Source organism: Paralcaligenes sp. KSB-10 (assembly GCF_021266465.1).
GTDB lineage: Bacteria > Pseudomonadota > Gammaproteobacteria > Burkholderiales > Burkholderiaceae_B.
On sequence record NZ_CP089848.1, the window covers coordinates 4018974 to 4038305 of the forward strand.

Genomic DNA, 19332 nt, shown 5'->3' on the forward strand with positions numbered 1-19332 from the left:
ATGTCTGCCGAGGCCGTCTTACTTGTCCGGGGCGGGTTCGGCGAGCACTTCCTTGGCGACGCGAAAGGCGTCGACCGCGGCCGGCACGCCGCCGTATACGCCGGCTTGCAGCAGGGCTTCGCGTATCTCTTCCTGGGTGCAGCCGTTGCGCAAGGCGCCGCGAACATGTATCTTCAATTCATGCGGTCGATTGAGCACGGTAAGCATGACCACATTCAGCAGGCTGCGTGTCTTGCGCGATAGCCCGTCGCGGGTCCATACGGCGCCCCAGCAGTAGGTGGTCACGAGATCTTGCAGGGGCTTGGTGAAATCATCGGCTTCGGCCAGCGACTTGTTGACATAATCGACACCGACCACTGCTTTGCGAACGGCCAGTCCGCTTTCATAAACATCATCAGACATTTCGGTACTCCTGTATTGCATGCCGGCTATTCGGCACGCGAGGGTGGTTGCAATCAATATTCAATGCTTGGGCCACATCACGGAGGCGGTTGCCAGCGCCGGCGGATACACCGTCTTCGGTTCCCCGTCCTGCCATTGCACCAGCACCATGTCGGCACCGACGCGCCTGCCTTCGGCATCGAACTTGATGCGATGACCCGGATAAAAGCGCGCCGCTCCCTCCGTGGTATCCATCGCACGCAATGCCTGGGCAACTTTTTCGCGATCGGCGGAGCCCGCTTTTTCAAGCGCGTCTTTCAGTATCCACATGTCGCCGTAGCTGGAAATTGCTTCCTGGGTCATCCATGGCTCGCCCGTCGCCTTTTTCCAGTCGGCGGTGATTTTCTCTTCGCCCTTGCCGCCCCAATTGCCCGAAATGAGCATGACTCCATTGATCACATCCTTGCCCATTACCTTCAGCAGTTCCGGCATGCCTAGCGAGCTGCCGCTGGCGAGGACAGGAATCCTGCCCTTGCCGATGCCCATTTCGTTCATCTTTTCAAGAATGAGTTTGGAATCGGGCACGTTGGTGGTCAGGAGCAGCAGCAGGTCGGGTTTGGCGTTGCGGACCTTTTGCACCATTGAGGTCGCATCCGACAGCGGCGGCGTGTAGATTTCGTCGACCACCAGTTTCATGCCGAGTTTGGCAAAGCCGCCCTCACGCATGGGCTTTGTAAAACTGGCCGGGGAGGCTGTGTTGTCCATGATGATGCCCACCGTCTTGGGGGCGGCGCCGGTGGCCTTCTTCGCAACCTGGGCTATCACCGGCAGTGCGTTTTCGGCTTGGGCTCCGCCCGGCATCGAGGTTTGGAACACATATTTGTAGCCGCGATTGGTGATGGCTTCGGAGTACGACAGGGTCAGCCATGGCAGCTTGGCGCGTTCGGTTACTTCGGTGACTGCGAGCGTGAAAGAACTGACGTACACACCGGTGCCCCCCACCAGGTCGGGCTCTTGCGCAACTAGGCGCTGCGCGGCGATCTTGGCCTTCTGGGTGCTGTCCCCCGAATCAGCCACGACGAGCTGCATTTTTGCGCCTCCGAGTGCCTTGATGCCGCCCTCGGCATTGATGTGGGCGACCGCCAGCTCCGCTCCTTTGACCTGAAATTCGCCGCTGCGCGCCCAGGCCCCGGACAGCGGAACCATCACTGCGACTTTCACTGGTTTCGGCTCCGCAAAGGCGTTTGCCGAAGCACCCAGCGTTCCCGCCATGGCCAGTGCCGCACAAAATACAAAACCGTGTGTCATCTTGATGTTCATGATGTCTCCTTAGTCGTTATTTGCCTGCTACATCCCAAGATATGCCCGCTTGACCTTGGCATCTCTCATTAAAATCTCATGAGTCCCCTCCAGCGCGACGCGGCCGGATTCCAGAACATAGCCATAGCTGCAAGCCTCGAGTGCTTCAGCAACGCGTTGTTCCACAAGCAGGACCGTCAGGTTGTGGTCTTTATGTATCTGCTCGATCAATTCGAAAATCTGGTCGGCGATCGCTGGCGCAAGTCCCATCGAGGGTTCATCCAGCATCAGGAGCTTGGGCGTCGACGCAAGGCCCCGGCCAATAGCCACCATTTGCTGCTCGCCGCCGGAGAGCGTGCCGGCATATTGCTTTTGCCGCGATGCGAGCTGTGGGAATAAACCGAATATCATGTCGCGTGAGCGCGGCCATTGGCGTCGCGCCGCACGCGACTGCGCGCCCATTTCGAGATTTTCGAGCACCGTCATGCTCTTGAAGACCTGACGGCCTTCTGGGACGTGGGCAATGCCCAGGGCGGCGCGGTCCGCCGCCAGGACGGTTGCCAGGTCCTGGCCCTCGAACAGGATGGCGCCCGCCTCCAGCGGCACGGTGCCCGATATGGCTTTGAACAGGGTGGATTTGCCGGCGCCGTTGGGCCCGACGATGGCCACGAACTGACCTGTTCCTACGCTAAGGCTGACGTCCGACAGCGCATGCAGGCCGCCATAGGAGACCGCGAGATTGTCAATGCGCAGCATGGGTCGCCCACCGTTTTCCGAGGTATGCTTCAATGACTTTGGGATCGCTGGTGACCAAGGCCGGCTTGCCGCAGATGAGCATGCGGCCATGATTCAGCACCAACAGGCGGTCGGCCAGCCGCACCATGGCCTGCATGGTGTGTTCGATGATGACGATGGTGATGCCGCTGTTCCTCAGGTCGTCGATTACCTTGAGCACATGCTCGACTTCTTCGGAACCCAGGCCGGCCAGGATTTCATCCAGCAGCAATAGCCGCGGCCTCGAGACGATCGAGCGGGCCAGTTCCATCAGGCGCAGCTGGAGTGTTGTCAGAGAGGTGGCTACCTCATCCTCATGGCTGGCCAGGCCGACGCGGACGAGCGCCGTACGCGCGGCGTCATAGGCCGCCGCGTCTTTGCGGTGGGCGGAAAATGCGCCTACCACGATGTTGTCGAGCAGGCTAAGGCGCGGGAACAATCGCACCACTTGGAAGGTTCGCCCAATGCCCGCGCGGCAGATGCCATGCAGGGGCAGGCGTTCCAGCGACTTGCCTTCAAAGCTCACCTGGCCTTGGGTAGGTGAAAGCACACCATTGAGCACATTGAACAAGGTTGTCTTGCCCGCGCCATTGGGGCCGATGATGCCGAGAATTTCGCCCCGGTATACATCGAAGCTTACCTCGCTCACCGCCACAACCCCGCCAAACGACTTGGACAGATTGCGCACTGCGAGGAGCACATCGCTCATAGGCGTTCCAGTACATGCCTGAACTTTACGCATGTAGGGTTCGGCATGGAAGGCGTTTGGAGCACGGGCCGGCCCATTGCGCTTGCGGCGGAATGCATGGGCAAGTTTAGGCAGTATGCCTTGCGGCGCAATCAGAATGACCAGAATGATTGCCAGTCCGTAAACTACGCCTTGAATGCCGGGCCAGCGGTTGCCGAACTCCGCGTTGAGGATCTCGCCTAGTGGAATCAGCACTACGGCACCGACTAGCGGCCCCGCAATATTGGCGGCTCCGCCAAATAGCGTCACTATCATTGCTTCGGCCGACACCAGCATGCCGAATACACTTGCGGGCGTAACGATCAGCATGACGACAGCATAAAAGCCACCGGCGACACCGGCAATCGCCCCGGACAGCACAAGAGCCTTGAGCTTCCAGACAAAAGGATTGATCCCGGCAGCCTGCGCCGCCAATTCATTTTGCTTGATGGCCAGCAGCGACAGGCCAAACCTGGACCGTGCGACCCATAGATTCACCAGCAGCGAACCTGCCAGCAGTACGACGCCGATCACAATATAAACTCGTTGGTCCGAGAACTGCATGTATTTCCACGGATCCACGCGCTGCATCGGCAATGTGATTTCGTTCAAGCCCAGCCAATCGAACACATAGAGCAGGACAAGGGGATACGCCAACATCGCCAACGCGAAGTAAAGGCCGCGCAGGCGGAATGTGGGGATTCCAATCAGCAGGCCCGCGAGCGCGCCTATGGCGCCCGCCCCGATCAAACCCAGCCACGGCGTGATGCCCATGTGAACAAAAAGCAGCGTAACGGCGAATGCCCCTAGACCGAAAAATGAGGCATGCCCGAAAGAGACCAGACCCGAATAGCCGCTAATGATATTCCAGGCTACACCCATCATTGCCCAGATCGGGACGAGCGTGAAGATGAGCTGGTAGTACGAATTCTTGAGCAGGAGGGCGCCAATCAGGTACAGGGCCAGGCCGGCGCCCACGATGATGGTGTTGTTGCGCAGGAGCGTGGATGCCTTCATGCCCGCTCCACGCTGCGCCCGAACAAGCCTTGAGGCCGCACGAGAATGATAAGCAGGAAGACGACGAAGATTGCCGCATTCTGCAACTGCGTCGGCAGTATCAGGGTTGCAAGCTGCTGTACAAGGCCGATGGTCATGCCGCCCCAGAATGCACCTATGGTGCTGCCCATTCCACCCAGCACCACGCCCGCATACATGATAATGACGAACTCCACGCCTACATAAGGCTGGAACGAATAATACGTGGCAATGAGGCCGCCAGCCACGGCTGTAACCGCCCCGCCTATGCCAAACGCCAGCCGGTGTGCCCGGCGTACGTGGATGCCCATATAGGTAGCCGCTTCAGGGTTGTCGGCGGCCGCACGCAGTATCTTGCCGTGGCGCGTGCGGCCAATGAAAGCCGCGACGAGCAGAATGACAATGACGGCAACGACGAACGCGGCCATTCGAGCTTGATTGAGAAAGAGTGTCATGCCGCCAGGAAGCGGGCCGATTTCCCAGGCCGTGGAGGAGAGCGGCGTATTGACCGATTGGGGTATTGCGCCGAAGACGAGCAGCCCGCCGTTTTGCAGAACCAGCGACAGGCCAAGGGTGAGAATCAATTGAGCGTAATGCCCGTCGCCTTCTGTGCCGCTGGCGCGCAGGCCGGTGATCCTGCTCAGGAGCACTTCATAAAGGAAGCTGGCAATGAAGAACATTGCCACCGCCGAGATCAAATTCGCAACATAAGGGCCGATGTAAGGGCCGAGCGTCGCTCCAAGGCCAAGCTGGGTGAAAACCAGAAGAGTCCCATACATGCCCAGCATGAGGAATTCACCCTGGGCAAAGTTGATGACCCGCATGACGCTGAAGATGAGCGCAAGACCGACGCACATTAAACCGTAGACACTTCCGACGACAATGCCGCTGTATAGCGCCTGCAGCATATTCTCAATGACTATCCATCCCTCAGTCATCAGCGTGCCTCCTCTGGCCTTAGCTACCGGTGGATACTGCCTGCGCGCAGATTTGCACTTAGCCCATTACCAAGGATTCATGGGTGCGGATTGCGCATGACTATTCTTTTCTGTGTGTGAATCTTACTGAGTGCAATGTATAATTACCAATGACATTTTTTTTGCTTTATTAATAACTTTTATTAATGCGTCGGCTAACCCTCGTCAATCTCGAAACACTCTGCTGGATTGCCCGGCTCGGTTCTTTTACCGCCGCGGCCGAACGGCTCAATTTAACCCAGCCCGCCATATCCAAGCGTATCAAAGACTTGGAAGATGCCGTGGGGGTACGTGTATTCAGGCAACAAGGCAGGCGCATGGAACTCACGATACAGGGTCGCGACTTGGTGCAGCGGGCGGAGCCGCTGCTCAATCGGCTTGAAGACTTGGTCATTTCTCTTGAGAATCCCGTTGCGGCCACTGGACTAATTCGCATGGGAGTCGGCGAAATTGTCGCTGTCACCTGGCTCGCGAGGCTGATGGCGCATTTGAAAGAAAAAATGCCGGGCGTAAATTATGAGATTGAAGTTGGGCTTACCGTGAACATGCGGCACAAGCTCGAAGTCGGGCAGTTGGACGTAGCGATCCTTGCCGCGGTGGCCGATAGCAACCAGATCACTGCGACGAACCTGGGCGGAGTCGATCTGCATTGGCTGATAGGCAGGAAGCTGCTGGCGGAGGCCGAGAAGAAATGTGCGAGCGTAAAGGAAATTCTCGAAAGCTATCCTATTTGGTGTGTGGCCCGGCCTTCATATATGTATCCGCTGGCGGTTGAAATGCTGCGCAAGTATGGTGTGGCACCGAAAAATATCAATACGTCGGACAGCGTGCAGAGTATTGTCGAGCTTGCGGCCAATGACGTGGGTATCGCAGTTCTGCCGGAGAGCATGGTGATCCAGCATATGAAGGACGGGCGCCTGCTGTCGATTTCGAAAGAATTGGCGGTGGAACGGCTCGATTTTGTGATTGCCCGCCGTTGCGATCAAGACCAGGCCATCATTCAGGAAATTATCAAATGCACCCAGGAAGCCAGTGAGTTTCTAAGGGAACAGTCCTATGGAAAATAACAACTGGCCTGATCGAATGCCCGCAGGGCTGCATCTGTAGGAGCGGCCCTTGGCGCCATGAGCATGTCACGGCCACTTCAACGGGTGGCCCTGCAACGCGATGCCGGGAGGACATCAGGCCCCCTCTGTTCCTGCCAGAACCGTGGTGCCGACAGGGTCTTGCCTCGGCCGCGGAAACGATATAGATACAATACAGGGATAATTTCGATCAATCCGGCCTGGGCGGCCATGGTCCGTCCCGGCGCAAATGTGCCCGCTTCTTCTGCTTTCAGGTAAATACGTGTCCTATCCTACATTGCCCTATCCGATCACTTCGTACACCCGTGGCGCCGAGTTCGCGCGTCTTCTGGCTTCGCGCATATTGATCCTCGATGGCGCCATGGGCACCATGATCCAGCAGTACAAGCTCAGCGAGATCGAGTTCCGGGGCAGTCGCTTTGCGGATCACTACAAAGACGTCAGGGGCGACAACGAGCTGTTGTCGCTGGTGCGCCCGGACATCGTTCTGGAAATTCACAAACAGTATCTTGCGGCGGGCGCCGATGTCATTGAAACCAATACCTTTGGGGCGACCTCGATTGCGCAGGGCGATTACGGCCTGGGCGAACTGGCCTACGAGCTGAACCTGGAGTCGGCCAAGCTGGCGCGCGCGGCCTGCGATGAATACAGCACGCCGGACAGGCCGCGCTTTGTGGCGGGCGCCTTGGGCCCGCAGCCTAAAACGGCTTCGATTTCACCCGACGTGAATGATCCGGGTGCGCGCAATGTAAGCTTCGAGGAGTTGCGCGCAGCGTACACCGAGCAAATGAACGGTCTGCTCGATGGCGGAATCGATCTGGTGCTGATCGAAACGATTTTCGACACCCTGAATGCCAAGGCCGCCATTTTTGCGGTGGAAACCGTGTTCGAAGAGCGCGGCGTGCGGCTGCCTGTCATGGTTTCGGGCACGGTCACCGATGCGTCGGGGCGCATTCTGTCCGGGCAGACGGTCGAGGCATTCTGGAATTCTGTGCGGCATGCGCGGCCTATTACCATAGGCCTGAACTGTGCGCTGGGGGCGGCGTTGATGCGGCCTTATGTGGCCGAGCTGTCCAAGATATGCGATACCTATATTTGCGTCTACCCGAATGCGGGCCTGCCCAACCCCATGGCCGAGACCGGCTTTGACGAGACGCCGGCCGACACCTCGTCGCTGCTCGAAGAGTTCGCCAGGACCGGCCTGGTCAATATGGCCGGCGGCTGCTGCGGCACGACCCCCGAACACATCAAGGCGATTGCCGACCGGGTCAGCGGCTTGCCGGTGCGGCAGGTGCCGGTCATTCCAGTCAAGACCCGCTTGTCCGGCCTGGAAGCCTTGACTATTGACGAGGATTCCCTGTTCGTCAACGTGGGCGAGCGCACCAATGTGACGGGCAGCAAGATGTTCCTGCGCCTGATCCGTGAAGAAAAGTACGAAGAAGCCTTGGCGGTGGCGCGCCAGCAGGTTGAAAACGGCGCGCAAATCATCGACATCAATATGGATGAGGCCATGCTGGATTCGGCCGCGTGCATGCATCGGTTCCTGAACATGATCGCGTCCGAGCCCGATATTGCCCGGGTACCGGTCATGATCGACAGCTCCAAATGGGAGGTTATCGAGACGGGCTTGCGTTGTGTGCAGGGTAAATCGGTGGTGAATTCGATTTCCATGAAGGAAGGCGTCGACGCTTTCCTTCATCATGCAAGGCTTTGCCGCAAATACGGCGCCGCGGCGGTCGTCATGGCATTCGACGAGCAAGGGCAGGCCGATAGTATCGAGCGGCGCAAGCAGATATGCGAACGTGCCTATCGCTTGCTGGTCGACGAAGTCGGCTTCCCGCCCGAAGACATTATTTTCGATCCCAATGTATTCGCCATTGCCACCGGCATCGAAGAACACAATCACTACGCGGTCGATTTCATCGAGGCGACCCGCTGGATCACCCACAACCTGCCGCACGCGCGAATTTCGGGCGGCGTCTCGAACGTGAGCTTTTCGTTTCGCGGCAATGAGCTGATGCGCGAAGCCATACACACTGTGTTCTTGTATTACGCCATCAGGGAAGGCATGACGATGGGCATCGTCAACGCCGGCCAGCTTGGCGTGTACGCGAACGTCGACCCGAAGCTGCTGGCGTATGTCGAAGACGTGGTGCTCGACCGTGCCGAGCCGCTGGGCAAGACCGACCCGGCCGATGAGCGCACCTCGACCGAGCGTCTGGTCGAACTGGCCGAAACGTTCAAGGGTTCGGGGGCCAAGAAGGAAGAAGATCTGGCCTGGCGCGATCAGCCGGTGGAGGCGCGTCTTTCGCATGCGCTGGTCCAGGGTATTACCACCTTCATTGTCGACGATACCGAAGAGGTCCGGCAGAAGATCGCCGACAAGGGCGGCCGCCCCATCGAGGTGATCGAAGGCCCGCTCATGGACGGGATGAATGTGGTGGGCGATTTGTTCGGCGCCGGCAAGATGTTCCTGCCTCAAGTGGTCAAATCGGCCCGCGTCATGAAACAGGCCGTGGCGCATCTGATTCCTTTCATCGAAGAAGAAAAACGGCAGATTGCCGCTGCCGGCGGCGATGTGCGCGCCAAGGGCAAGATTGTGATCGCCACGGTCAAGGGCGATGTGCACGACATAGGCAAGAACATCGTTACCGTGGTGTTGCAGTGCAATAATTTCGAAGTCATCAATATGGGCGTGATGGTTCCCTGTGCCGACATCCTGGCCAAGGCCAAGGAAGAGAATTGCAATATGGTGGGCCTGTCGGGCCTGATCACGCCCAGCCTGGAAGAAATGGCTTATGTGGCCTCGGAAATGCAGCGCGACGAGTATTTCCGCAGCCGCAAGCTGCCCTTGCTGGTTGGCGGGGCGACCACCAGCCGCGTGCACACGGCCGTGAAGATCGCGCCCAATTACGAAGGCCCGGTTATTTACGTGCCCGACGCCAGCCGCTCCGTAGGGGTGGCCACCAACCTGATGTCGGACCAGGTCGATGCGTACACGGCCGAAGTGGCCGAGGAATACGAACTGGTGCGCACCCGCCATGCCAACCGCAAGGCAACGCCCTTGGTCACTTTGGCCGAGGCGCGTGCTCATAAGCCGCATATCGATTGGGCCAATTACACGCCGCCGCGTCCCAAGTTCATTGGACGCCGTACGTTCAAGAACTACGATTTGTCCGATGTTCTGCATTACATCGACTGGACGCCCTTTTTCCAGACCTGGAGCCTGTTTGGCCAGTATCCGGCCATTCTCGAGGACAAGGTAGTGGGCGAACAGGCGAAAAAAGTGTTTGCCGAAGGCCAGGCCATGATGAAAAAAGTCATCGAAGGCCGCTGGCTTACTGCCAACGGCGTGGTGGCGTTTTATCCGGCCAATACGGTCAACGACGAAGACATCGAGATATATCGCGACGAGTCTCGTTCCGACGTCCTGTTTACCTGGCGCAATGTGCGGCAGCAAACGGTCAAGCGTGAAGGCGTGGACAATAAATGCCTGGCCGATTACATCGCCCCCAAATCAACCGGTGTGGCCGATTATATCGGCCTGTTCGCAGTCACTGGCGGACTGGGGATCGAAAAACACGACGCCGCCTTTCTGGCCGATAACGACGATTACTCCAGCATCATGCTCAAATCGATTGCCGATCGCCTGGCCGAGGGCTTTGCCGAATGCCTGCATGCGCGGGTGCGCAAGGACTTGTGGGGCTATGTGCCTGACGAGACCCTCGACAACGAATCGATCATTGCCGAAAAATACCAGGGCATACGGCCTGCCCCGGGCTACCCTGCGTGCCCCGAACATGTGATCAAGAAAGAAATGTTCAAGGTTCTCGAGTGCGAAGATATTTCCATGCAGCTGACCGACAGCTATGCCATGTATCCGGCCTCCAGCGTGTCGGGGTTTTACATCAGCCATCCGCAATCGCAATACTTCAACGTGGGTTCCATAGGCGATGATCAGGTCAAAGATTATGTTCAGCGCAGCGGCCGCAGCGAGGAAGACGTGCGCCGGACGCTGGCCAGCACCCTGAGATAGCCGAGGCGCCATAATGCCCGACAAACTGCCCGGCGCGTCGGCAGCCGCCGATATCCAGGCCAGCTCCGCGCGGCGGCGCGCCCTGGGCGACTTCCTGCGCAGCGTGCGCGCGCGCGTGAGGCCTGAAACTGTGGGGCTGCCGGCGGGTACGCGCCGCCGCACTCCCGGCTTGCGGCGCGAAGAGCTGGCCCAACTGTGCGGCATCAGCGTCACCTGGTACACCTGGATTGAACAGGGGCGCGATGTGTCGGCTTCGCCGGGGGTCTGGGCGCGGCTGGCCAATGTCCTGCAACTGGTCCGTGGCGAACGGCAATATCTGTTTGAACTGGCCGAGTGTACCGATCCCGATCATGGCCGTGAACAGCCCGGCGAGCTGCCTTCGGACCTGACCGAGTGCGTTCACAGTATTACCGCGCCGGCTTATATCCTGGATCGCTGCTGGAATGTGCTGGCGCGCAATGAGCCCTTGCTGCGCCTGTTCGACGGCTGGCCCGACCGCAGTACGCAGCCCAATCTGCTGCGCTATATTTTCCAGGACGCCGCGGCGCGCGATCTGGTGGTCGATTGGGAGCAGCGCGCGCGCCGTGTGGTCGCCGAGTTCCGCGCCGACGCCGGCCCGCACGCCGACGAGCCCGATGTGCGGGCCTTGGTTGACGATCTGCTGCAGACCAGCCCGGTTTTCACCCATTGGTGGACCCGCCAGACAGTCGTGGAGCGCGAGGGCGGGCGGCGCGAGTTCAGGCATCCGGAGCTGGGCGCCTTGATCTACAGGCAAATCACGTTTCGCCTGGCTACCCGCCCGGACTGCAAATTGGTGATTTTATTGACGGACGGCCAGGGCCTTGCGTGATGGCGTCGGCGGGAGCGACCCTTGTGGCCGCCCGCGGCGGCATTAACGGCCAGGGCGCGGATTCGTCATGTAATACGGAGACTGTTTCAGGAGGTACGAGGCAGTTTCTTGTTTTGGTGCAAGTGATCGCCGGCGTTGGGCGCCAGGCGCCGGAACGAAAAGAACGACAGGGCGGTCAGCACGCCTATGACTACAAAACCCCAGATAATGTCGATCAGATCCAGGTGCGTAGCTCCGCGCCAGCCCATGCTGAGGTTGAGCGTAACGGCTGCGCAGCCGACTCCCAGACTGATGCCCAGTTGCTGGGCCATGGCGGCAAAGCTGCTGGCCCGGCTCATTTTTTCGGAGCTGATGTCGGCGTAGGTCAGTGTATTGACGGCGGTGAAAAGCAAGGAACGGAAAAAACCGCCCACGACCAGGATGGCGATCATGATCCATATGGGTGTTTCGGGCCGGAACAGACTGCACAAGGCCACGAAGGCGCCCGCGATCAGCGCGTCGAACATCAGGATACGCTTGAAGCCGAAGCGCTGGATGATGGGGGTGGCTACGAATTTCATGATCATGGCGCCCACGGCGCTGGTAAAGGTGATCATGCCGGCCGAAAAGGGGGAAAGGCCAAAGCCGACCTGCAGCAGGATGGCCAGCAGGAAAGGGGTGGCGCCGACCGCGAACCGGCACAAATTGCCTCCCAGGACGGAGATGGCAAAGGTGGGGGTGCGCAGCAGATTCAGGTCGATAATTGGATATTCGGCATGTTTGGCGTGCCAGCAGTATAAAAGGCCGCAGACCAGGCCCGTACCCACCAGCAAGAGCAGATTGACCATCGGCATGGAGCTGTGGCCTATGGCTTCGAAGCCGGAAACCAGTGCCGCCAGGCAAATGCTGCTGAGAAGAAAGCCCAGCCAGTCCAGTTTGGGTCTGGAATCGGGGTAATCGTCCTGTACATAGTGCAGGATAAGCGCAATTCCCAGGATTCCCACCGGGATGTTGATCAGGAAAATCCAGTGCCAGGAGGCATAAGTCACTAAAAAACCACCCAGAGGTGGTCCGATGACTGGCCCCAGCAGGGCGGGCAGCGATAAAAAGGCCATTGCCTTGAGCAGTTCGGTTTTCGGGACTTTGCGCAGCATGATGACTCGGCCCACCGGCACCATCATGGCGCCCGCCATGCCTTGCACAATGCGGGCTACGACCAGCTGCGCCAGGTTATGCGACATGGCGCAGCCTATCGAACTCAGGGTAAATAGTAGAATGGCGGCCATAAATACCCGTTTGGCGCCAAACCGGTCGGCCGCCCAGCCGCTGATCGGTACAAAAACCGCCGTGGCGAGCAAATAGCTGGTAATGGCCACGTTCATCTGTACAGGCGTCGAATGCAGCGAAGTCGCCATGACGGGCAGCGCCGTTGCCACGACGGTGGAGTCCAGCATTTGCATGAACAGAGCGCAACCCACGATGAAGGGAATCATTCGAATCGCAGTGCGTTCGCGATCGGAAAGGGGCTGTGTGGGGGAAAAACGGGGGCTGGGATCCATTGCCTGATTCTAACTTTGTTTGACTGAAGTAAACTTGAAACCTGATTATCAAATTCCTTAGGTATTATGGCCAAGAATTACGAATCGGAAATTACCCAGTTTCTGAAGAACTATAAATCCGAGCATCCCGACACCGAGGCGCGGCAGCGCGACGGCCGGGCTCGTTTGTGGGACAAACAGCTCGATTCGGAGACCCTTGACGGTTTTCGGGTGGCGCGCGTTCCCCAGCGTCCCTACGTCTATCAAACCGACTAAGCGGTCCCGATGTCCGTGTCTTCCGTGCCGGTCGGCGACCTGGATGCCCTGGTCGAGCCTGTGATCGACAGCACTCCCGACGTCGTCGACAGCGTGGCATTGGCTCGCCTGTACGGCGAGCCTCTGTTTGCCATGCCGCAGGATCTCTACATTCCGCCGGATGCCCTGGAAGTATTTCTGGAAACCTTCCAGGGGCCACTGGATTTGCTGCTGTACCTGATACGCAAGCAAAACTTCAATGTGCTCGACATCCCCATGGCCGAGGTCACCAAGCAGTATTTGTCGTATGTCGAGCAGATCCGCAACCAGAACCTCGAGCTTGCCGGCGAATACCTGCTGATGGCCGCCTTGCTTATCGAAATCAAGTCGCGCATGTTGCTGCCGGTCAAGAAGACCGATACCGGCGAAGAGCCCGACGATCCGCGTGCCGAACTGGTGCGCCGTTTGCTCGAATACGAGCAAATGAAGCTTGCTGCGCAAAAACTCGATGCCCTGCCGCAAATAGGCAGGGATTTCTTGCGTACGCATGCGTTGATGGACTTGAGCGTGGAGCGGATGCTGCCGGACGTCAGCCCCGACGATTTGCGCACTGCCTGGCTGGACATCATGAGCCGTGCACGGTTGAACGCGCATCATCACATTACGCGCGAACAGTTATCGGTGCGCGATCACATGAGCCAGATCCTGCGCCGCTTGAGCGATGTGCGTTTCATGGAATTTACCGAGTTGTTCATGGAGCGGGCCCACGAAGGCGATACAACGGCGATAATTGTCGTCCATTTTCTGGCCATGCTCGAATTGGCACGGGAGTCTCTGCTCGATATTACTCAGGCAGCGCCGTACGCGCCGATTTATGTGCGTTTGTCGTATACCCGTGCTCAGGCATGAATCCGGCCCAACCCTTACAAGACGGAGAGCCTTTTGAAAGTCGTTCACACGATTGAAGAACTGCGTGATCAACTGCGTGGCCAGTTGCGAGTGTCGTTCGTGCCGACTATGGGCAATTTGCACAATGGCCATTTGTCGCTGATGAAACTGGCCCGCCAGCATGGCGATCCTGTGGTGGCGAGTATTTTCGTCAATCGCCTGCAGTTTGGACCGAATGAGGATTTCGATCGCTATCCGCGCACCTTGCAGTCCGATATCGAAAAACTGGAACGCGAGCGCGATGTGTATGTCTTGTTTGCGCCCGATGAACGGGAAATGTATCCGGAGCCGCAAAACTACCAGGTCCAGCCTCCAGCCGATCTCGGCGACATACTCGAAGGCCACTTCCGTCCAGGGTTTTTTACCGGCGTCAGCACGGTGGTCATGAAGCTGTTCTCCTGTGTGCAGCCGCGTGTCGCGGTTTTCGGCAAGAAGGACTACCAGCAGCTCATGGTGGTGCGCAATATGTGCCGGCAGTTTCAATTGCCGGTGGACATTCTGGCCCACGAAACAGTGCGCGATACCGACGGGCTCGCGCTGTCGTCGCGCAATATGTACCTGAAGCCCGACGAGCGCCGCGAGGCCCATGTCCTGTATGCCACCTTGCAAAAAATACAGGCGCAAATCAAGTCGGGCCGCGCCGATCAGGCCGACCTGGAGGGGCAGGCTGTCGCTGCCCTGAGTGAGCGCGGCTGGAAGGTCGACTACGTATCCTTGCGCCGGCAGCGCGACCTCAATTCCCCGACGGTTGGAGAAATCGGGGCGGGCGAACCGCTGGTGGTTCTGGCGGCGGCCAGGCTGGGCAGCACGCGCTTGATCGACAATCTGGAAATCTGAATTTCTGTAAGAAATGACAGGCGACTTTCCCAGAAACTCATGACAGAATCCTCCGTATGTTTTTACAGAGGAGACCGGCATGAATAATGTTTTCGATTCAGACAGCGAGCGTTTTGCCGTGCTGACCCCCCGCGAACGGGATGTCATGGCCTATGTGGTAATGGGCAAGCCCAACAAAATTATTGCCGCCGAACTCGGCGTGTCTCAGCGCACCGTCGAAGCCCATCGCGCCAGGGTCTTCCAGAAGCTGCAGGTCAGAAACGCCGTCGAGCTGACGCATTGCGTACTGGCGGCGTAGTTCTTGGGGACGGCCGGCTGTGTGCCGGGCCCCCATGGCCTAGTGCCCTTTATCGTTCAATTGCCGCATTGCATTGCGGGTTCTTTATTGAGCTCGCTGATCGCATCGACATCGGCTTGCCGGGTCAGGCGGTAGTCCAGATTGGGTGTGATGCTATCGATGCTGTTGATACGCAGCAGGTTGTCGGTGACGAAAGTCAGGTTGGCCTTGGTGTTGCGGTTTTTCAGTTGCAGCACAATCCGCAGGGGCGTGGTTCCTACGACTTCCCAACAGCCTTGTTGAACTATTTTCTTGTTGGCGGTGGCGCCGCCAAGGAATGCGGTGCGGGCCCGCCATTCGCCGCTGGGTGCCAGCGTAAGGGTGATCCGGGTGGCCGAGCAGGCGTTGCTGTCGGCCAGGCACGGGATGGTTCCTAAAAAGGTTTTGGCTTCAGTCAAAGGCCTGGTGCTTGCCGGAACGGCCGACTCGGCCTGGGGGCTGGCTTCGCCGCCTTGATTCGGTTTTTGGGTATTGCCAAAGCCCAATTGGATCTGCGATGGCGCCCGTGTGTACGCCCGGCCCTGTGCCTGGGCCTCGGCATCGTGCTGTGTGTTGTCGCGTGGTTGATCGTAAAAACCGGCGGCACGCTGCTGTGCGCAGCCGGCGAGCATCACAGCCGATACCGTGATGCTCAGGGCATATAGAATTGGGCGCAGTTTGCGTGAAGCGAAGGCATGCATGACAGAAGTTCCATCGAATAGAGGCAATAAGCATTCTACGCATTTATTGCCATTGTTGGGGGGCAGGCAATGGGATCGATTCCTGGCAATGTGTGGGCGGGGTATGGGAGCGGCCTTGCCGGCGCACTGGCTGGCGCATTGTCGGCCTGGTGGAGCACGGGCTTTGCCTGTGGCTACGGTGTCCGTCTTGCCGCCCGTTTTGGCACGGATAGCCCAACCCCCGGGTTCTTACGCTTGCCGGCCTGCGCGCGCTATGGCGCGGCAGCGGTCCTGGCGCTGCTGACCTCTGTTTTGCAAAGCAGGGTGGGGCTCGATGCCGAGTTCTGGGCTGTCGGCATTGCCCTTAATATGCTGCTGATCCTGGCCGTCATCGATGTGCAGCTAGGCCTGCTGCCCGATGCGCTCACGCTGCCATTGCTGTGGCTGGGCCTGGCGGTGGCCTGGATGGGATCCGCGGTTTCCCTGCACGATTCCGTTGCGGGCGCGGTGGCCGGATACGGATTTTTATGGCTGTTGTTCCGGGCGTTTTCCTGGATGGGTCGGGGCGAAGGCATGGGTTATGGCGACTTCAAGCTGCTTGCCGCCCTGGGCGCCTGGGTAGGTGTTGTCAGCTTGCCTTATGTCTTGCTGGCAGCGTGCATTGCGGGCGTGTCGTGGGCATTTTGCCGCCAGAAAAGCTTCGGGCTGGCCGCCTCCTATCCCTTCGGCCCGTTTTTGGCCGCCAGCGGCGCGGCCGCGCTGATACTCCGTCCTGATGTACATTCTTGTTTTTGGTAGAAAATCTGGTCAGGCCATATGTACAAGATAGGATTGACCGGAGGCATAGGATCCGGGAAAAGCCGCGTTGCCGATTTCTTTCAGGAATGGGGCGCCGCTGTCATCGACACCGATGTGATCGCCCATGAGCTCACGGCTCCCGGGGGAGGTGCCATTGAGCCCATCCGGCGCCGGTTCGGGCGGGCAATGATTGCGGCCGACGGTTCGCTGGACCGGAAAAAAATGCGCGAACTGGCATTTTCCAGCCCGGACGCGCGCGGGCAGCTGGAAGCCATTCTTCATCCAATGATAAGTGTCGTTACACAAGAGCGTGCCGATCGGGCGCAGGGATGTTATCTTGTGTTTGTCGTGCCATTGTTGGTGGAGTCGGGGCGATGGCGCGACCGCGTCGACCGGATTTGCGTGGTCGACTGCGATCCCGCTACCCAGATCGCACGGGTTCAGGCTCGCAATGGGCTGACGTCCGAAGCTATTGCGCGTATTATGTCAGCGCAAGCTTCGCGTAAGGATAGGCTGGCGCTTGCCGACGACGTCGTACTCAACGATGCGCAGACGACACTGGCAGAGCTCTCCCGGCGTGCGCGCCAGGTGCATGAACGCTGGTGTCTTTGGGCAATACAACAGAATTGATCGGTAAGCGGTGCCGATTGTTAAAAAGGTTCTTGGTCGCGTGATTCTTTACGAATATCCTTGCAATGAACGCGTTAGGGCTCTGCTCAGAGTCGAGCATTTGTTTAACAGGCTGTTTTTTTTCGCCGAAGGCTCCGACGCGCGTTATCAGCAGGTGGCGGTTGCGACACTGTTCGATGTGCTCGATATCTGCGATCGAACCGATCTCAAGGGCTCCATCCTGCAAGATCTCGAGCGGCAGCGCGCCACGCTCAATGCGCTGCGCCAGCATCCGGGGGTCGACCCCGACACCCTCGACACCCTGCTCAACGAGATCCAGGCCAGCAGCGCCGAACTCAGCTCCCAGGGGCGCGTTGGGCAAGTCCTGCGCGATAACGAATGGCTGGCCAGTTTGCGTGGCCGGATATCCGTGCCCGGCGGGTCGTCGCAGGTCGACATGCCTTCGTATTTCTCCTGGCAAATCAAGCCCTACGAAGCCCGCATGAGCGATTTGCGGCAATGGATAAGCCCGTTTTTATCCCTGTACAAAGGTCTTTCCCTGAATCTGCGCCTGTTGCGCGAATCCAGTGATGTCGCCAATCTCGAAGCGCGGCAAGGGGCCTACCAGGAAATGCTCAGCGGCAAGACTTTTCAGCTTTTGCGTGTCTGGGTTGATCCCGAGCTGGCGGTATTCCCCGAAATGAGCGCCAACAAGTACGTGATCTGGATACGCTTTGCTTCCCAGGACAGCGATCTGAAGCCTCAGCCGGTTACACGCGATATTCCTTTCAAGTTGTCACGCTGCAACGTATAGGCCAGGCCCTGCGGGCGCAATTTTGTACGGCTTTGTCGCGCCAAGGGAAATAAGTTGTTGCGTTCCATTTCATGCGGCCAATATTTGTGCTCGGAAAGCCTTCAAATCGGCGAGAATAGCGAGGTTATCGCGTCCCGAAACGGAGAGTAGTGCATGTTGGAGCCAGGTTCCGAGCCAAATCGTCATCGCCCCGCCCGAGCCTGGGTTTGGGTTGCTGTCATTGCAGTTGCGCTGGCGGGAGGGTATTGGGCCTTCAACAAACAGCATGGCGGTTCGGCCGGCAAGGCTCGAGGCGGGGCCTCCGATGTGGTGCCGGTCCGGGTAGCCACGGTCCAGACAGGGCGCATCAATTATTCGCTGAATGCCGTCGGCACAGTGACCGCATTCAATACCGTCACCGTGCTCAGCCGCGTCGCCGGCGAACTGCAGAAAATAGCGTTCACCGATGGGCAGAAAGTGCAGCAGGGCGATTTGCTTGCGCAGATCGATCCGCGCTCGTTCCAGGTGGCGCTCGAACAGGCCGAGGGCCAGCAAAAGCAGAACGAGGCGCTGTTGCAGAATGCGCGCCTCGACCTGCAGCGTTATCAACTGCTATATAAGCAGAATTCCATCGCCAAGCAGCAGGTGGATACCCAGGCATCCCTGGTCCAGCAGTACATGGGTTCCCAGAAAAGCGACCAGGCCGCTGTCGATAACGCCAGGCTGCAACTGAGTTTTACACGAATCACCGCGCCGATTTCGGGACGGCTGGGCTTGCGGTTGGTTGATCAGGGCAATCTGATCTCCGCGTCGACCGCTCCCGGTCTGGTTGTCATTACACAAACGCAACCGATTTCCGTGGTATTTACTTTGCCGCAGGCACAGTTGCCGCAAGTACTGGCCGAATGGCACAAAGGCAGCAAGCTTCCCGTCGATTTGTACGGCCGCGACGACAAGGTCAAGATTGCCAGCGGCGAGCTGATGTCGATCGACAATCAAATCGACGTGGCTACGGGCACCCTCAAGCTCAAAGCCAAATTCGACAATGACGACGAGTCCCTGTTTCCCAACCAGTTCGTCAATGTGCATTTGCTGGTCAGCACCGACGACAAGGCGACGGTGGTGCCCACGATTGCCGTGCAGCAAGGTTCGATCGGGCCATTTGTCTACGTGATCCAGCCGGATAACAAGGCCCACATCCAGCCAATCAAGACCGGAATCGTCGACGGCGGCAGCATTGCGGTCACGTCTGGCCTGACGATCGGCCAGCAGGTGGTAACAGAAGGCCTGGATCGTTTGAACGAGGGCGCCCAGGTAGAGATCATGACTGGCGCCGCCGTGCCTGGTACGCCGGCCAAAGGAGCTGTTGCTCCGAAGGCTCCCGCCGGCTCCCGGACCCGCACTGGGCACTGATT

Annotated in this window: 18 protein-coding genes; 11 read left to right on the plus strand and 7 right to left on the minus strand. The window is 58.7% G+C overall.

All coding sequences use genetic code 11. From position 1 onward, the window contains the following. Nucleotides 1-18: 18 nt before the first annotated feature. The 5 genes from LSG25_RS18405 to LSG25_RS18425 are packed head-to-tail and all read right to left on the minus strand — an operon-like array spanning nt 19 to nt 5154. Nucleotides 19-402 (minus strand): carboxymuconolactone decarboxylase family protein, encoded by a 384-nt coding sequence (locus tag LSG25_RS18405; RefSeq protein ID WP_232742324.1) that lies wholly within the window; start codon nt 400-402, stop codon nt 19-21. 60 nt (nt 403-462) lie between these two features. Further along, nucleotides 463-1701, minus strand: coding sequence for an ABC transporter substrate-binding protein (locus tag LSG25_RS18410; protein ID WP_232742325.1), 1239 nt, complete (start codon nt 1699-1701; stop codon nt 463-465). A gap of 27 nt (nt 1702-1728) precedes the next feature. After that, nucleotides 1729-2436: an ABC transporter ATP-binding protein gene (locus tag LSG25_RS18415; protein ID WP_232742326.1), complete on the minus strand. Its 708-nt coding sequence runs from the start codon at nt 2434-2436 to the stop codon at nt 1729-1731. Next, complete coding sequence (locus LSG25_RS18420; protein ID WP_232742327.1) at nt 2423-4198, minus strand: ATP-binding cassette domain-containing protein; 1776 nt, start codon at nt 4196-4198, stop codon at nt 2423-2425. The genes LSG25_RS18415 and LSG25_RS18420 overlap by 14 nt, the downstream gene beginning before the upstream one ends. Continuing rightward, a complete protein-coding gene (locus LSG25_RS18425; protein WP_232742328.1) occupies nt 4195-5154 on the minus strand; it encodes a branched-chain amino acid ABC transporter permease in 960 nt (319 codons plus the stop codon). Before LSG25_RS18425 ends, LSG25_RS18420 begins: the two co-directional genes overlap by 4 nt. A 185-nt stretch (nt 5155-5339) precedes the next feature. On the opposite strand from LSG25_RS18425, the gene LSG25_RS18430 reads away from it, so the two are divergent. From LSG25_RS18430 to LSG25_RS18440, 3 genes are all read left to right on the plus strand, one after another. Then, entirely contained in the window at nt 5340-6260 is a 921-nt protein-coding gene (locus LSG25_RS18430) for a LysR family transcriptional regulator (protein ID WP_232742329.1), read from the plus strand. 280 nt (nt 6261-6540) lie between these two features. Further along, on the plus strand, nt 6541-10314 hold the full coding sequence (gene metH / locus LSG25_RS18435) for a methionine synthase (protein WP_232742330.1): 3774 nt from the start codon (nt 6541-6543) through the stop codon (nt 10312-10314). Nucleotides 10315-10327: 13 nt separating this feature from the next. Further along, complete coding sequence (locus tag LSG25_RS18440) at nt 10328-11164, plus strand: helix-turn-helix transcriptional regulator (RefSeq protein WP_232742331.1); 837 nt, start codon at nt 10328-10330, stop codon at nt 11162-11164. An 86-nt stretch (nt 11165-11250) separates the two neighbouring features. Here LSG25_RS18440 and LSG25_RS18445 read toward each other — a convergent pair whose 3' ends face one another. Continuing rightward, nucleotides 11251-12702 (minus strand): DHA2 family efflux MFS transporter permease subunit, encoded by a 1452-nt coding sequence (locus LSG25_RS18445; RefSeq protein ID WP_370635915.1) that lies wholly within the window; start codon nt 12700-12702, stop codon nt 11251-11253. A gap of 66 nt (nt 12703-12768) precedes the next feature. On the opposite strand from LSG25_RS18445, the gene LSG25_RS18450 reads away from it, so the two are divergent. The 4 genes from LSG25_RS18450 to LSG25_RS18465 all read left to right on the plus strand — a co-directional run bounded on the left by LSG25_RS18450 (nt 12769) and on the right by LSG25_RS18465 (nt 15019). Next, the gene (locus LSG25_RS18450) at nt 12769-12957 is read left to right on the plus strand and encodes a DUF3460 family protein (RefSeq protein WP_232742332.1); all 189 of its coding nucleotides are present in this window, start codon (nt 12769-12771) and stop codon (nt 12955-12957) included. 9 nt (nt 12958-12966) lie between these two features. Continuing rightward, nucleotides 12967-13845, plus strand: a complete 879-nt coding sequence (locus tag LSG25_RS18455) for a ScpA family protein (protein WP_232742333.1) — start codon at nt 12967-12969, stop codon at nt 13843-13845. 33 nt (nt 13846-13878) lie between these two features. Then, nucleotides 13879-14721 (plus strand): pantoate--beta-alanine ligase, encoded by an 843-nt coding sequence (gene panC / locus LSG25_RS18460; RefSeq protein ID WP_232742334.1) that lies wholly within the window; start codon nt 13879-13881, stop codon nt 14719-14721. A 79-nt stretch (nt 14722-14800) separates the two neighbouring features. Next, nucleotides 14801-15019, plus strand: coding sequence for a response regulator transcription factor (locus LSG25_RS18465; RefSeq protein ID WP_232742335.1), 219 nt, complete (start codon nt 14801-14803; stop codon nt 15017-15019). A gap of 56 nt (nt 15020-15075) precedes the next feature. Here LSG25_RS18465 and LSG25_RS18470 read toward each other — a convergent pair whose 3' ends face one another. Then, the gene (locus LSG25_RS18470) at nt 15076-15738 is read right to left on the minus strand and encodes a copper resistance protein NlpE N-terminal domain-containing protein (protein WP_232742336.1); all 663 of its coding nucleotides are present in this window, start codon (nt 15736-15738) and stop codon (nt 15076-15078) included. Nucleotides 15739-15807: 69 nt separating this feature from the next. Between LSG25_RS18470 and LSG25_RS18475 the strand changes: the two genes are divergently transcribed. From LSG25_RS18475 to LSG25_RS18490, 4 genes are all read left to right on the plus strand, one after another. Continuing rightward, the gene (locus LSG25_RS18475) at nt 15808-16515 is read left to right on the plus strand and encodes an A24 family peptidase (RefSeq protein WP_232742337.1); all 708 of its coding nucleotides are present in this window, start codon (nt 15808-15810) and stop codon (nt 16513-16515) included. A gap of 18 nt (nt 16516-16533) precedes the next feature. Further along, nucleotides 16534-17145: a dephospho-CoA kinase gene (coaE, locus tag LSG25_RS18480; protein ID WP_232742338.1), complete on the plus strand. Its 612-nt coding sequence runs from the start codon at nt 16534-16536 to the stop codon at nt 17143-17145. A 40-nt stretch (nt 17146-17185) separates the two neighbouring features. Next, complete coding sequence (gene zapD / locus LSG25_RS18485) at nt 17186-17938, plus strand: cell division protein ZapD (protein ID WP_232742339.1); 753 nt, start codon at nt 17186-17188, stop codon at nt 17936-17938. 153 nt (nt 17939-18091) lie between these two features. After that, nucleotides 18092-19330, plus strand: coding sequence for an MdtA/MuxA family multidrug efflux RND transporter periplasmic adaptor subunit (locus tag LSG25_RS18490; protein WP_232742340.1), 1239 nt, complete (start codon nt 18092-18094; stop codon nt 19328-19330). Nucleotides 19331-19332 lie beyond the last annotated feature (2 nt).

What these genes read in the sequence shown, in the direction of transcription:
- LSG25_RS18420 (WP_232742327.1), bottom strand. Translation starts at nt 4,198, where the DNA reads ATGAAGGCATCCACGCTCCTGCGCAACAACACCATCATCGTGGGCGCC.
- LSG25_RS18445 (WP_370635915.1), bottom strand. Translation starts at nt 12,702, where the DNA reads ATGGATCCCAGCCCCCGTTTTTCCCCCACACAGCCCCTTTCCGATCGC.
- LSG25_RS18455 (WP_232742333.1), top strand. Translation starts at nt 12,967, where the DNA reads ATGTCCGTGTCTTCCGTGCCGGTCGGCGACCTGGATGCCCTGGTCGAG.
- LSG25_RS18475 (WP_232742337.1), top strand. Translation starts at nt 15,808, where the DNA reads ATGGGATCGATTCCTGGCAATGTGTGGGCGGGGTATGGGAGCGGCCTT.
- LSG25_RS18450 (WP_232742332.1), top strand. Translation starts at nt 12,769, where the DNA reads ATGGCCAAGAATTACGAATCGGAAATTACCCAGTTTCTGAAGAACTAT.
- LSG25_RS18440 (WP_232742331.1), top strand. Translation starts at nt 10,328, where the DNA reads ATGCCCGACAAACTGCCCGGCGCGTCGGCAGCCGCCGATATCCAGGCC.
- LSG25_RS18430 (WP_232742329.1), top strand. Translation starts at nt 5,340, where the DNA reads ATGCGTCGGCTAACCCTCGTCAATCTCGAAACACTCTGCTGGATTGCC.
- LSG25_RS18465 (WP_232742335.1), top strand. Translation starts at nt 14,801, where the DNA reads ATGAATAATGTTTTCGATTCAGACAGCGAGCGTTTTGCCGTGCTGACC.
- coaE (WP_232742338.1), top strand. Translation starts at nt 16,534, where the DNA reads ATGTACAAGATAGGATTGACCGGAGGCATAGGATCCGGGAAAAGCCGC.
- LSG25_RS18410 (WP_232742325.1), bottom strand. Translation starts at nt 1,701, where the DNA reads ATGAACATCAAGATGACACACGGTTTTGTATTTTGTGCGGCACTGGCC.
- LSG25_RS18415 (WP_232742326.1), bottom strand. Translation starts at nt 2,436, where the DNA reads ATGCTGCGCATTGACAATCTCGCGGTCTCCTATGGCGGCCTGCATGCG.
- LSG25_RS18425 (WP_232742328.1), bottom strand. Translation starts at nt 5,154, where the DNA reads ATGACTGAGGGATGGATAGTCATTGAGAATATGCTGCAGGCGCTATAC.
- LSG25_RS18470 (WP_232742336.1), bottom strand. Translation starts at nt 15,738, where the DNA reads ATGCATGCCTTCGCTTCACGCAAACTGCGCCCAATTCTATATGCCCTG.
- LSG25_RS18490 (WP_232742340.1), top strand. Translation starts at nt 18,092, where the DNA reads ATGTTGGAGCCAGGTTCCGAGCCAAATCGTCATCGCCCCGCCCGAGCC.
- LSG25_RS18405 (WP_232742324.1), bottom strand. Translation starts at nt 402, where the DNA reads ATGTCTGATGATGTTTATGAAAGCGGACTGGCCGTTCGCAAAGCAGTG.